A 12900-nucleotide genomic window follows, 5' to 3' on the forward strand; every position below is an offset into this window, starting at 1 on the left:
GTGGTGGACCGGGCGGGATTTGAACCCGCAGCCTCCGCCTTGCGAGGGCGGCGCTCATACCAGGCTGAGCTACCGGCCCACACCCGGTATTAGTGAACCCCTGGAGGGTTTAAAAGCTTTTGGTCGGGAAAGGGGCACAAGCGCCGGCACGTTTCGATGGCCATGCCGCTGACAAATTCATACACGAATCAAATAGTTTTTAACTTTCACATGCCAACAAACCCCGGTGGTCTTATGGACGCTCTCAACTTTCATCGGGACAACTTCCCCGGCAACGGGAAGATAGAGATAATACCCAAGGTTCCCCTCACCGAGGAGACCCTCAGCCTAGCTTACACCCCGGGTGTGGCTGAGGTTTCAAGGGCGATAGCCAACGGAGATGACCCGTGCGAGTACACCAACAGGTGCAACACCGTCGCTGTTGTAAGCGACGGAACTCGCGTGTTAGGCCTCGGCGATATAGGCCCATCGGCGGCACTCCCTGTCATGGAAGGGAAGGCACTCCTCTTCAAGGTTTTCGGTGGAGTGGATGCCTTTCCCCTCGTCCTGGCCGAGAAGAACCCCGAGAGGTTCATCGAGGTCATCAAGGCGGTTTCCCCTTCTTTCGGAGGGATAAACCTTGAGGACATAGCCTCACCGAAGTGCTTCTACATCCTCGAAAGACTCCGCAACGAGCTGGACATCCCGGTTTTCCACGACGACCAGCAGGGAACTGCGTCGGTCGTCCTGGCGGGTTTGATGAACGCCCTTAAGGTCGTTGGCAAGAGGATGGGGGACATAACCCTCGTGCTTTTTGGCGCGGGGGCGGCTGGCTTCGCAACGCTCAGGATAGCAACCGAAGCAGGCGTGAGGCCTGAGAACGTCAGGGTCGTTGAGCTCGTTGAGGGGAGGCAGAGGGTCATAACGCCCGACCTTCCGCTTGAGCGCCTCTTCCCCTACAGGGGTGAGCTCCTCTCGAAGACGAACGGCGAGGGCATTGAGGGCGGCCCGGAGGAGGCCGTTAAGGGAGCTGACGTTCTCATTTCATTCACGAAGCCCGGCCCCGGCGTGATAACGCCCGGGTGGATAAGACTCATGGCCGACGACGCGGTGGTCTTCCCGCTGGCCAACCCTGTCCCTGAGATACTCCCCGAGGAGGCCAAAAGGGCCGGAGCGAGGATAGTTGCCACAGGTAGGAGCGACTACCCCAACCAGGTGAACAACCTCCTCGGGTTCCCGGCGATATTCAGGGGGGCTTTAGACGTAAGGGCGAGGGCGATAACCGACGGGATGATTATAGCGGCCTCCAAGGCCATGGCCTCGGTGATAGAGCCCAGCGAAGACGAGATAATCCCCTCTCCGTTCCACCCGGACGTCCACCCAAAGGTGGCCAGGGCTGTTGCGGAAGAGGCCCTCAGAGAGGGTGTGGCGAGGGCCAAGGTCAGCCCGGAGGAAGTGGAGGGGAAGCTCAGACAGTGGAGGGTGTTCTACCTGGAGAAAATCGCGCCCCTTGGATGGCGGTAGCCATATAAGCCCCGCCGCCGTAGGTTGAACAATACGCGGCGGGGGTATGTCTATGGCGAAGGTTGTCGATGCCGAGACGGCCGTTTCGGCCGTTCCAGATGGGGCTGTGATAGCGGTTTCGGGCTTCAATCTTCTCGTTGCCCCGGAGTACCTGCTCCTCAAGCTTTTCGAGAGATACAAGGAAACCGGACATCCAAAGGGGCTCTTCCTTGAGGTAAACCCGATTCCAACCGCCCCTGGCAGGGTTCTCGACAGGATCCTCGGGGAAATCTACCACGAAAAAGACCAGGACTTCCTCTCGGGCATGCTCGTAACTTATCCTGGCTGGTCTCCCTACATTCAGAAGCTAATAGAGGAGAACAGAGTTGAGGGCTACACGTGGTCGATAGGCACCGCCTCGTGGTTCTTCCGAGAGGTGGCGAGGGGCCTTCCGGGAGTGCTCACGAAAGTTGGGCTTGGAACCTTCCTCGACCCCAGGGAGGACGGCGGCTACCTCAACGAGCTGGCCAGGAAGAAAAAGCGGTGCAGAATCGACGTCGTGACCATCAACGGAGAGGAATACCTGTTCTATCGCGCCCCGAAGCCCACGGTGGCCTTCATCAGGGGGACCACGGCGGACGAGATTGGAAACATCGCCACCGAAAAGGAGGGCGCCTTCACGGAGATACTCAACCTGGCCCAGGCCGCGAAGGCCGAGCCGGGCAAGGGAATCATCATAGCTCAGGTGGAGAGAATAGCGAGGTATCCTTCCCTCAATCCGCAGGGCGTTAGAGTTCCCGGCCCGCTGGTGGACTACGTGGTGGTTGCGCCTCCGGAGTACCACAGGCAGAGCGCAAACATAACCTACGACCCCAGGGTTTCCGGCGAGGTCATTCCCCCCAGGGGTGTCTCTTCATCGATGGAGCTGGGCACCAAGAAGGTCATCGCGAGGAGGATACTGGTCGAGATGCTGGAGCTTGTCAAGAGGCTCAAAAGGCCCGTCCTGGTAAACCTCGGCATAGGCATTCCTGACAGAGTGGCCGGGGTTGCCATGGAGGAGGGCGTGGCCGACTGGGTCTTCACGACGGTTGAATCCGGTCCCTTCGGCGGGATAGCCCTCGGTGGCCCGGACTTCGGGGCATCCATAGGGCCCTTCGCGATAATCTCCCAGCCGGACCAGTTCGCCAACTACGAAGGGGGCGTGATAGACGCCGCCAGTTTAGGCTTCATGCAGGTGGACGAGAGGGGCAACGTAAACCCCTCCCTCCTTCCCGGGAGACTCCCGGGCCCGGGAGGCTTTCCAGTCATATCCTACGGCTCACCTAGGATGTTCTTCGCGGGGCACTTCACGGCGGGGAAGAAGGAGCTCCGGGTGAGAAACGGACGCCTGGAGATAGTCAGTGACGGGAACGTCAGGAAGTTCGTCAGGAGCGTGTACAAGGTGGTCTACAACGCCCGCCTCGGACTGGAAAAGGGGCAGGAAGTGGTCTACATCACGGAGAGGGCAGTCTTCAGGCTGACCAGAAAAGGCCTCCGGCTTGAAGAGTACGCCCCGGGGATAGACGTCGAGAGGGACATAATAGATAACATGGAGTTCGAGCCCCTGATCAGTCCGAGGCTGAGGGAGATGGACGAGAGGCTCTTCCGTGATGAGCCGATGGGCCTAAAGGACGAGCTCTAGCGGTAGAGTGAGTTTCCATGGGCGTCTATCGCAACCAGTAGGGGGAAGTCCTCGACCTCAAGAACCCACACGGCCTCGGGAATCCCCAGCTCCTCCAGCCAGAGGACGTCAACGATTTGCTTTACGCTCTTCGCCGCGAGGGAACCTGCTCCTCCGGTGAAGGCGAAATAGACCGCCCTCCCCTCGAAGGGGGCAACCTCCATGCCGCCCTTGCCAATTATCCCCTTAACACCGAGGGAGAGGAGGCCATCAAGATAGGGGTTCATTCTGGCGCTCGTCGTCGGCCCGGCGGATACAATCTCATAGCCCCCAGCGGTTCTCCTCACAATCGGGCCACAGTGGTATATCACCGCCCCCTCAAGCTCAAAGGAGAGTTTTCCCCTTCCAGCAAGCTCCAGAATCCTCCTGTGGGCCGAATCGCGGGCGGTGTAGATTACCCCCGAGAGGTGCACGATGTCCCCGGCCTTGAGGTTCAAGATGTCCTCCCCGCCCAGAGGGGTCTCCAGCCTCACTGCCACACATCGACCCTCCCGTCGGGCTTTATCTCCACGAAGGCCCTTCTGTTGGCCCAGCACTGGACGACCAAGCCTACCGGAAAGCTCGCCGGGTGCCTGTGGGCGACCTCGATTTTAACGTCGAGGGCCGTAGTTCTTCCGCCCATGCCCATCGGTCCTATGCCCAGGGAATTGACCTCGTCAAGGATTTCCTCTTCGAGCTTGGCTATCCTCCCATCTGGATTCCTCTCACCCACAGGCCTCAGGATCGCCCTCTTGGCCAGCTTTAGGGACAAATCCGCACTTCCGCCGACGCCGATACCGAGGATAACCGGCGGACAGGGCTTTCCGCCGCAGGCCTTGACTCGTTCCACCACGAACCTCTTGACCCCCTCCCAGCCCTCACTCGGAGTCAGCATCGCAAGGGCAGAACAGTTCTCACTCCCTCCCCCCTTCGGAAGAACCGCTATCATTATCCTATCTCCCGGGACGAGCTCCCAGTGGATCACCGGAACGCCCCTCCCGGTGTTGTTCCCCGAGTTCCTGCCCGTCAGAACGTCAACGGCGTTTGGCCTCAGGGGTATTTCCTCCGTCGCCCTTCTCGTCGCCTCTATGAGCCACCTTTCAACATCACCGAGGTAGGGACTGTCGATGCCGGCCTCGACGAAGAAGGTTATCGTTCCCGTGTCCTGACAGACCGGAATTCTGTCTCCGAGGCCCAGGTCTATGGCCTTTAGCATGTTCCCGAGATTAAAACGGGCTATCTCGTCTTCCTCCTCCGCGTAGGCCCTCCTGAGGGCTCTGACGGTATCTTCGGGAATCCTCGTAACGGCGAGCCTTATGGCATCGACAAGTGAATCAACGAGCAATCGGCATACACCAGTCAAAGGTTCGAAGATGAGTTAAAAAGTTTGACGTGTGGATTTAAAAGCCACATCCAGAGCGTTTACCATCATACTGCAAAACTTTTCCGCTAAAATCTATCACTATACTGGTAAACTTTCTCCCGAAAAGTCTACCACCATGGTAAACCTGCTAAAGAGAGGAAAAGAAAAGCTCAGCCCTTCAGAATCTCGACTATCTGCTCCGCCACCTGGACTCCAGCCCTCATCTGGGCCTCGACGGTCGAGGCGCCGATGTGCGGAGTAAGAACCACGTTGTCGAGTTTGGTAAGCGGGTGGTCCTTCGGCAGGGGCTCCTCCTCGAAGACGTCGAGGCCTGCTCCGGCTATCCAGCCTTCCTGAAGGGCTTTAACGAGGGCGTTTGTGTCAACGACCGCTCCCCTGGCGGCGTTGATGAGTATGGCGGTGGGCTTCATGAGCTTCAGCCTCTCCTCGTTTATGAGGTGGTAGGTTGCATCGATGAGCGGGACGTGGAGAGTAACCACGTCGCTCTCCTTCAGGAGGGTCTCAAGGTCGACGAACTTCCCACCGACTTCCTTCGCCCTCTCCTCGTTCGGGTAGGGGTCGTAGAGTAGGATGTTCATCCCAAGGGCCTTTGCGATCTTCGCTATCTGGTAGCCTATCCTTCCGAAGCCCACTATACCGAGGGTCTTGCCCTCAAGTTCGATCCCCATGCACTGCTTCTTGGCCCAGACGCCTTCCCTCATCTTCCTGTCGGCGAAGGCCACCTTCCTGGCGACGTTGAACATCAGGGCAAGAACGAGCTCCGCGACGCTTCTGCTGGACGCACCGGGGCTGTTGACGACCTTAATGCCCCTCTCTTTTGCCGCTTCGAGGTCTATGTTGTCGAGGCCAACGCCGGCCCTCCCAATGACCTTTAGCTTTGGAGCCGCCTCGATGACCTTCCGGGTCACCTTGGGCTTGCTCCTGACGATTATAGCGTCAACATCCCCGACGAGCTCGATGAGCCTCTCCTCATCGGGGTACTCCTCGTAGAGAACCTCAAAACCGGCGTTCGTCAAAACCTCTATCGCCTTCTCGTGCAGGGGCGCCGCAACGAGAACCTTCACCATGTCCATCACCTCATCCCCGTCTTTTTATAGCCATGAGCATGACCTGGTCGGAAGCGTCCTCCGCCCTGTCGGCTATGTCTCCTATTTTCGTCAGTATCTGGTTCCAGATGAGCTTGGCGTAGGTTGTGACGGTCTCGCTCTCGAAAACCTTACCCTTGACGTCGTACTCGACGTCATCGGCCTTCTCCTCGGCGTCCTCAACGGCCTTCGCCAGCTCTATGGCCTTGTCAACGTCGCGGTTTAAGGCCCTCACGGCCTCAACGAGAACCTTATAGCTTTTGACTGATGAGTCTACAAGCTCCATAATCTCGTCTTTGAGCTCAGCAGGCACCTTTGGCCTTGCAAGGATCAGCGTGTGTGCCGCGCTCTCGGCCGCGTCGGCCACCTGGTCTATGAGCTCGCTCAGCCTCACGTAGTCCCCCCTGTTTGCCGGAAGGAACGCACCCTCGTAGAGCATGGTCTCGATGTCCCTTCTCAGTCTGTCTGCTTTGCTCTCAAGCTCGTCGACTTCTCTCTCAAAGGCCTTTGCCCTCTCAAAGTCCCCTTCAAGGTACACCCTCATGAGCTCTCTGAACGCCACGAGGGTTTCGTCCACGACTGCAAGGTGGTTCTCGATGGCCTCAAAGACGTTGCTTTCCTTACCACCGAATATGGGCATCTTTCCTCCCCCGGAGTAACTTCGAACGGTGGGGTTTATCTACTTTGCCCCTCCTTCGCCTTGATGAGTGCCCAGAGGAGCTCGTTCCTCGGGGCTTCGAGGCCCACACTCCTTGCGTACTCAACTATCTTTCCGTGGATGTAGTCAACCTCCGTCCTCTTTCCCCGCCTTATGTCCTGGAGGGTGGAGTTGTAGTTCTCCCTCGTGCGTTCAATGGTGTCCCACAGGAGCTCCAGGGGATGCATCTCGAACTGGACGCCAAGCTGCTGGGCGACGATGCAACCCTCGCGGGCTATGTCTATCGATATCGCCTCAAGGTGGGGGTCGTCCTTCAGGAAGCCGTTCTTGACCTCAAGAACCGTTCCCAGGCCGTTGATGACCGAGTTCACTATAGTCTTCGCCCACTTCCAGCCGTTCACGTTTTCCGTGACGTGGGTTTCCAGGCCAGAATCGTTGAAGACCCGCGCCACCCTTCCGACGAAGGGGTCGCTTCCTGTAGGATACCTGCCGATGACGGTGATGCCCTTCCCTGTCCACTTCACGTGCCCCCACTCGACCAGCATCGCCCCGTTCGTGGTTATCCCCCCCATGACGTTTGGGGTGACCTTCAGTGCAAGCTCCTCGTTGCCCAGACCGTTCTGGATGCTCAGTATCCATGTCTCGGGCCCTATACAGTTGCGCGCACACTCAAGCGCCGTCTTGGTCGAATAGGACTTGGTGGCAAGTATCAAAAGCTCCGGGGGCTCGTCGGGCGCGTAGAGGCTCGCTTCCGGATAAACCGTGAACTCCTGAAAGCCCGAAACGTGCAGCCCGTTCTCCTTTATGGCCCTCACCTGCTCCTCCCTACCGATGAGCGTTACGTCGTTGCCGGCCCTTGCAAGCAGGGCCCCGAAGAGCGAGCCTATGCTCCCCGCTCCAAGTACGTAAACTTTCATCCCACCACCGCAAGCGTTTAAAGCCCCATCCTTAAAGCCTTACCGATGATTTCGGTAGTGCTCGTTGAGCCGGAGGGGCCGGCCAACATAGGGATGGTAGCGAGAACCATGAAAAACTTCGGGTTCCCAAAGTTAGTTCTCGTCAATCCAAACATCACCCGGGAGAGCTACAGCTACGCTGTCCACGCGGCGGATGTGCTAAAAGAGGCGCTGGTGGTAGGGAGCTTTGAGGAGGCGCTGGAGCTCTTCGACCTCACCGTTGGAACGACCGGAAAGCCCGGAAAGAGCTACATCCCCGAGAGGGCGCCGCTGATGCCCTGGGAGCTCAGGGAAACCATACGGGGCTACCCCGGAAGGGTCGGCCTGTTCTTCGGCAGGGAGAGCATCGGCCTGAAAAACGAGGAGCTGGAGAGACTCGACTTTACCGTGACCATTCCAACCAGTGAGGCGTATCCCGTCATGAACCTCGCCCAGGCCGTGGCAGTCATCCTCTACGAGCTGGCAAAGGAGAGGCCGGAGGCAAAAGTCCACTCCCTTGAGCCCGCCACGAGGAGGGAGAAGGAGGAGCTGGTAAATGCCTGGAGGAGACTCCTCGACGCACTGAACTATCCCAAAGACCCTGAGAGAAGGGAGGTTTTCGTAAGGGTGTTCCGGCGCTTCGTTGGGAGGTCTCTTCTTTATGGGAGGGAGGTCCACACCCTCATTGGGCCCCTGAGGAGGGCCCTGATGAAGCTGGAGGAATGTGGGGATGCTGAGCGTTGACAGCTTTGGGATCGCAGGAAGGAAGGTTTGGATAGGGGTCTTCTTCGACGAGAGAATCCAGGGAATAACGTTCTCTCTGGATAGGGGGCAGTTTGATGACAACGTAAAACGCCTCGCGGGTTTTCTGGAAAGGCGGGGCGTTATCGTTGACGCGGCGAGGAGGGAGAGCGAATATCCGTCGCTGGTGCGGGAGGTGATCACAGGAGGGCTTGAGAACGGGGAGCTCCTTCCGATGCTGTCCTTCGAGGGTGTTACACCCTTTGAGAGACGGGTTTACGAATGGCTCACGAAAAACGTTAAAAGAGGGAGCGTTATAACCTACGGTAGCCTTGCCGAGGCTCTCAAGACCTCACCAAGGGCCATCGGCGGTGCCATGAGGAGAAACCCGTATCCGATAATCGTCCCCTGTCACAGGGTAGTTGCCCACGATGGCATCGGTTACTACACTCCGAGACTTGAGGAAAAGGTGTTCCTGCTCGAAATTGAGGGGGTGAAAGAATGGACAAGCTCAAGGCGTACCTGATAGGATTTTTGGCGGTTCTCATAGCAGTAGCAGCAGGTATAGTCTGGTACGGCGGCTGGAAGCTGCTGCTCCAAGTTGTTCTCACTCTCGGCTTCCTTGGAGTCACGCTCATGCTCCTCTTCTTCACGGGACTGACGTTCTACGCGGAGAGCTGGAAGTACGGGACAATACTCGCTATCTTCACCGCCATAAGCGGCTACGGCCTCTACCTGAGCGCTACGTGGCAGAAGCTGAACGTCGTTGCTGGCATAATAGTCTTCTTCATCGCGATAGTCGCCTTCGGCATCTGGTACATCAGCGAGCCTGACTTGAGCCTGGCCGACCGCTTCCGCTCGGCGGAGAAGCTCGAAAGGATGGGCAAGTACAAGGCGGCGGCCAGAAAGTACGAGAAGGCCGGCAACTACCTGAAGGCGGCGGAGATGTACGAGAAGCTTGGATGGATGGAGAGCGCAGCGTGGGCCTATGAGAAGGCAGAGAAGTACGAGAGGGCGGCAGAAATCTATGAGGGACTCTACGAGAAGGAGAAGGACACCTACTACCTCAAGGAGGCCCACGAGTACTGGAAGAAGGCCGGCAACATGGAGAGGGCCGCAAAGGCCCTTGAGAGGTACGCCGAAGAGGAGCCCTGGTTCTGGGAGGACGTCGCCAAACTCTACGAGGAGTTGGGCAACGAGGAGAAGGCCAGAGAGGCGTGGGAGAAGGCACTGGAGTACTACACCAAGGAGGCCCAGGAAGAGGGCGTCTTCTGGGAGGACGTCGGCACCATAGCGAGAAAGCTCGGCATGGAGGAGCTGGCGAAGGAAGCCTACCAGAAGTTCCTTGAGTACTGCCTGAAGGAGGCCGAGGAAGACCCGATGTGGTGGAAGCACGTCGCCGAGGCGTACGACTACCTGGGCGAGAGGGAGAAGGCAGAGGAGGCAAGGAAGAAGTATGAGGAGTACAGGCAGAAAATTATGAAGGCCAACGAGGAAACCTCGAAGTTCCCGGGAGAGGACGGGGGACAGTCCAACTAGTACAGCTCCCCCGCTTCATCCAGCTCCTCAAGTTCCCTCTCGATTTCCTCCTTCTTTTTCTCCGCGTACTTCTCCATCCAGTCGAAGAAGAGCCAGAGCACTAGGAGGAGAAGGGCTACACCAAAAAAGCCGAACACAATCTGGAAATCCGTGGGGACCGCGTGGGGGATGTAGGACATGCTCCCACCGGGGAAACTTCGCGGAGTACCTAAAAAAACTTTGCCAACCTTTTTAAAATCCGAATGGAACTCTCCTCAGGTGGTAGCGATGATGGGAATGAACCCCAGGCAGATGAAGAAGCTCATGCGACAGATGGGCATCAAGATGGAGGAACTTGAGGGCGTTAAGGAAGTGATAATTAGGCTCGAAAACAAGGAGATAATCATAAGGGAACCTGCGGTTACGGTTATCACCGCACAGGGCGAGAAGAGCTACCAGATAATCGGGCCCGAGGAGGTCAGGACCGTGGTGAGCATCCCCGAGGAGGACATAAAGCTCGTTATGGAGCAGACTGGCGTTGACTACGACACGGCAAAGAAAGCCCTGGAGGAGGCCAAGGGAGACCTGGCAGAGGCGATACTCAAGCTCACAGAGGAATGAAAAAGAAAAGTTCTCATGCCTTTTCCTCTTCCTTCTGGAAGCTTTCTATTGCCTTCATAAGGGGAATCAGGTGCATCAGCGCTGGACCGCCGGCCATGAGAACCGCGACAAGGCCGGCCTCTATTAGCTCCTCAGGCTTTGCGCCCGCGGCAAGGGCCTTCTGGGTGTGGAGGTAGATGCACCATTCACAGCCAGCAGATATGCCGAGTGCGAGGGCTATCAGCTCTTTCTCCCGGGTGGTAAGGGCCTTGTTGTCCAGGGTCTCACGGAGGAAGCGGGAAAAGGCCGATATCTCCTTGGGATGCTCCTTCCCGAGTTTGTCAAGGAGCTCCTCTATTTCCTTAAGTTTGACGTTAACCTCTTCGCAGTCCACGGGAACCACCGTGAATAACTCGCATTTTAGGTTTAAAGGCGTATCCCTAACTTTAGGTTGGAAACTATGCCAAAAGGATATAAAGGCCACCGTGTAGGCGGTGATGATGAGGGCGATAGGCGTTATAAGAAAATCGCGGCGGGAGAGGATAAGCCGCGAGGAGTTTGAGGAGCTCCTGAGGAGTGCCGGCTACGAGGTAGTGGCCATTCTGGAGCAGAACAGGGAGGAGCACCCCAAGTACAACATCGGAAAGGGCAAGCTGGAGGAGCTGAAGGAGCTCGTGCGGGAGCTCGAACCGGACAAGGTTGTGTTCGCCAACAAGCTAACACCGAGCCAGGCCTACAACCTCTGGAAGGAGCTGAGGGTTGAAATCATCGATAAGTGGCAGCTCGTCCTTGAGATATTCGAGAGAAGGGCGCACTCCAAGGAGGCCAAGCTCCAGGTTGAACTTGCATCCCTCCAGTACGAGGTTCCGCTCGTGAAGGAGGCCATAAGGAGGATAAAGCTCGGCGATAGGGCCGGTTTCAAGGGCATGGGTGAGTACCAGACCCAGCAGTACCTCAAGCACATCAGGTACAGGATGGGCAGGATAAGAAAGGAGCTGGAGAAGGTCAAGGCCGACCGGGCTGTAAAGAGGAAGCGCCGCGAGGAGGTAGGGTTCATACTCCTGGCGCTGGCGGGCTACACGAACGCCGGCAAGTCAACGCTCCTCAACGCCCTAGCAAAGGAGAACATAGAGGCGAAAAATCAGATGTTCACAACACTGGACACCACTACCAGACGCTTCAAGCTCTCAGGGAAGAGGGTTCTTCTGACGGACACGGTCGGCTTCATAGACGGGCTCCCTCCCTTCATAGTCGAGGCCTTCCACTCGACGCTTGAGGAGATCGTGAAAGCGGACATAATACTCCTCGTCCTCGACGTCAGCGAGCCCTGGGGCGAGATAAGGAGGAAATTCCTGGCATCCCTCAACGTCCTCAGGGAGCTGAAGACCCTCGACAGACCTATGATAGTCGTGCTCAACAAGATGGACCTGACCACAGAGGAGGACGTGAGGGACAAGGCAAGGAGGATAGGGGAGATAATCGAGGAGCGCGGTGTAAACGTCTCCCGCGTGGTGGCCATATCCGCAAAGCTCGGTCAGCTGGATGAGCTTTACAGCGCCCTCGAAGAGGTCATACTAACACTGCCAAAGTACGGTGCCTTCGAGATAACGGTGGGCGAACCTGAAAAGGTGCCCCAGGTTATGGCGCTGATAAACGCCATCGGCGAGGTTCTGGACGTTGAGTACGGGGAAGAGACGAGGATAAACGCATACATCCAGATGGGGATGATAAAGGAGCTGACGAGGCTCGGAGTTGGGATAAAGAGACTTCCGGTTAAAAACGAGTAAGAAAGGTTTTTCAGGAAAACAGGAGATAGTAATTCAGGGGAGGGGCGTGGAGCTCAAGACCACAGTCAGTGTGCCTGCCATAGCCGCGTTCTTGACCCCTCCCTGCCGGACCCCAGACACTCTGCCCTAAACGTCAAGGTCGATGGTGACGCTGTCTATGTTAGAATCCTTCACGAGGTTAAGGCCTACCGGATAATCTCCCCTGAGGTGGTGGCATGAAAGAGCCGCTCATCCTCGTCCTTATCCTTCTCCTCGTTTTGGCCGGCACTGGCACAGTCCCCGACAGGGAAAGCTCCCGCACCAGCGGAGGGGATTCGACGCCACTTGGAAAAGAGACTCGCCCCTGTTCCAATCCTGTGGGCATTTCCATTGAGACCACCGGAGGTGCCGAGTACCTCACCCACTTCAAACTCAGCGGTGGAAATAAAACGGTTAACCTGACCCTCGCGGGGCCGGTGGGGAAGTACATGCGCACTCCGGGGGGAATCCTGGTTTATACGTTCTATCCCGGGGAGTCGAGGGGAAGTGAGGGGGCGTTTCTGGACTGCAATCTGAGCGTTCTGTGGAAGCGGAAGCTTCCAGCCCTCCCCAGGGGCTACCAAAACGGTAGCATCGTCCTCGTGCTCTCGGACGAGTACGAGCCAAGAGGATGTGTCTACCTCCTGAACCCCTCGAACGGGGAGGAGAAGTTCAGATTCTGCCCCGACGAGTACAAGTTCTACATCACGGACGTCAGGGTTATCGGGAATGAGCTATACCTAGCTGGGGCGAGTCTGGCCAGTGGGGATGCGTTCATCTATGCCGTGAGGGGGAGGAAGACGAGAAAAGTCTTCGTGGCGAGCGCCGGGGAGCATTTGCTCGGAGTTAGAGTGCACCTTATCGTGGGTGATGAAAAGATAAAAGTGATTTACAGCCTCTCCGGATGGACCGGGAACGCGGATGTCTCCGGCCACTGTATTTTCTGGAGAAAGAGCCTGATAAAAGTTGGATGCGAAGAACACGGGGACTAAT

The 12900-nt window shown here is 57.3% G+C and carries 15 protein-coding genes and 1 tRNA gene; 8 read left to right on the forward strand and 8 right to left on the reverse strand.

Annotated elements, in window-relative coordinates; genetic code table 11:
• Position 1: 1 nt before the first annotated feature.
• Positions 2-79 (reverse strand) — tRNA-Ala (locus tag F7C11_RS08550).
• 155 nt (positions 80-234) lie between these two features.
• Between F7C11_RS08550 and F7C11_RS08555 the strand changes: the two genes are divergently transcribed.
• Positions 235-1503 (forward strand): NADP-dependent malic enzyme, encoded by a 1269-nt coding sequence (locus F7C11_RS08555; RefSeq protein ID WP_297092782.1) that lies wholly within the window; start codon positions 235-237, stop codon positions 1501-1503.
• Between the two features lie 46 nt (positions 1504-1549).
• Positions 1550-3163 (forward strand): acyl CoA:acetate/3-ketoacid CoA transferase, encoded by a 1614-nt coding sequence (locus tag F7C11_RS08560; RefSeq protein ID WP_297092783.1) that lies wholly within the window; start codon positions 1550-1552, stop codon positions 3161-3163.
• Here F7C11_RS08560 and F7C11_RS08565 read toward each other — a convergent pair.
• The 5 genes from F7C11_RS08565 to F7C11_RS08585 form a co-directional block, all read right to left on the reverse strand.
• A complete protein-coding gene (locus tag F7C11_RS08565) occupies positions 3160-3681 on the reverse strand; it encodes a FumA C-terminus/TtdB family hydratase beta subunit (protein ID WP_297092784.1) in 522 nt (173 codons plus the stop codon). The two genes, F7C11_RS08560 and F7C11_RS08565, sit on opposite strands and share 4 nt — an antisense overlap.
• A complete protein-coding gene (locus F7C11_RS08570; RefSeq protein ID WP_297092785.1) occupies positions 3672-4526 on the reverse strand; it encodes a fumarate hydratase in 855 nt (284 codons plus the stop codon). Before F7C11_RS08570 ends, F7C11_RS08565 begins: the two co-directional genes overlap by 10 nt.
• 188 nt (positions 4527-4714) lie before the next feature.
• A complete protein-coding gene (locus F7C11_RS08575) occupies positions 4715-5629 on the reverse strand; it encodes a hydroxyacid dehydrogenase (RefSeq protein WP_297092937.1) in 915 nt (304 codons plus the stop codon).
• Between the two features lie 13 nt (positions 5630-5642).
• A complete protein-coding gene (locus F7C11_RS08580) occupies positions 5643-6290 on the reverse strand; it encodes a TIGR00153 family protein (RefSeq protein WP_297092786.1) in 648 nt (215 codons plus the stop codon).
• 35 nt (positions 6291-6325) lie between these two features.
• Complete coding sequence (locus F7C11_RS08585; protein WP_297092787.1) at positions 6326-7225, reverse strand: 2-dehydropantoate 2-reductase; 900 nt, start codon at positions 7223-7225, stop codon at positions 6326-6328.
• Positions 7226-7270: 45 nt separating this feature from the next.
• On the opposite strand from F7C11_RS08585, the gene F7C11_RS08590 reads away from it, so the two are divergent.
• The 3 genes from F7C11_RS08590 to F7C11_RS08600 are packed head-to-tail and all read left to right on the forward strand — an operon-like array spanning position 7271 to position 9523.
• On the forward strand, positions 7271-7987 hold the full coding sequence (locus F7C11_RS08590; protein WP_297092788.1) for an RNA methyltransferase: 717 nt from the start codon (positions 7271-7273) through the stop codon (positions 7985-7987).
• The gene (gene otg / locus F7C11_RS08595; RefSeq protein ID WP_297092789.1) at positions 7974-8510 is read left to right on the forward strand and encodes a methylated-DNA--protein-cysteine methyltransferase; all 537 of its coding nucleotides are present in this window, start codon (positions 7974-7976) and stop codon (positions 8508-8510) included. Before F7C11_RS08590 ends, otg begins: the two co-directional genes overlap by 14 nt.
• Entirely contained in the window at positions 8486-9523 is a 1038-nt protein-coding gene (locus F7C11_RS08600) for a tetratricopeptide repeat protein (protein WP_297092790.1), read from the forward strand. Before otg ends, F7C11_RS08600 begins: the two co-directional genes overlap by 25 nt.
• Here F7C11_RS08600 and F7C11_RS08605 read toward each other — a convergent pair.
• A complete protein-coding gene (locus F7C11_RS08605) occupies positions 9520-9702 on the reverse strand; it encodes a hypothetical protein (RefSeq protein WP_297092791.1) in 183 nt (60 codons plus the stop codon). The two genes, F7C11_RS08600 and F7C11_RS08605, sit on opposite strands and share 4 nt — an antisense overlap.
• 88 nt (positions 9703-9790) lie before the next feature.
• On the opposite strand from F7C11_RS08605, the gene F7C11_RS08610 reads away from it, so the two are divergent.
• The gene (locus tag F7C11_RS08610) at positions 9791-10123 is read left to right on the forward strand and encodes a nascent polypeptide-associated complex protein (protein WP_297092938.1); all 333 of its coding nucleotides are present in this window, start codon (positions 9791-9793) and stop codon (positions 10121-10123) included.
• Between the two features lie 13 nt (positions 10124-10136).
• Here the strand turns inward: F7C11_RS08610 and F7C11_RS08615 are convergent, their stop codons facing one another.
• Positions 10137-10496 carry a carboxymuconolactone decarboxylase family protein gene (locus F7C11_RS08615; RefSeq protein ID WP_297092792.1) on the reverse strand — a complete coding sequence of 120 codons (360 nt, stop codon included), beginning with the start codon at positions 10494-10496 and terminating at the stop codon, positions 10137-10139.
• Between the two features lie 106 nt (positions 10497-10602).
• Between F7C11_RS08615 and hflX the strand changes: the two genes are divergently transcribed.
• Positions 10603-11889: a GTPase HflX gene (gene hflX / locus F7C11_RS08620; RefSeq protein ID WP_297092793.1), complete on the forward strand. Its 1287-nt coding sequence runs from the start codon at positions 10603-10605 to the stop codon at positions 11887-11889.
• A 215-nt stretch (positions 11890-12104) separates the two neighbouring features.
• A complete protein-coding gene (locus F7C11_RS08625) occupies positions 12105-12899 on the forward strand; it encodes a hypothetical protein (protein ID WP_297092794.1) in 795 nt (264 codons plus the stop codon).
• The last annotated feature ends 1 nt before the right edge of the window (position 12900 follow it).

It is taken from the genome of Thermococcus sp., assembly GCF_015521605.1.
Classification (GTDB): domain Archaea; phylum Methanobacteriota_B; class Thermococci; order Thermococcales; family Thermococcaceae; genus Thermococcus.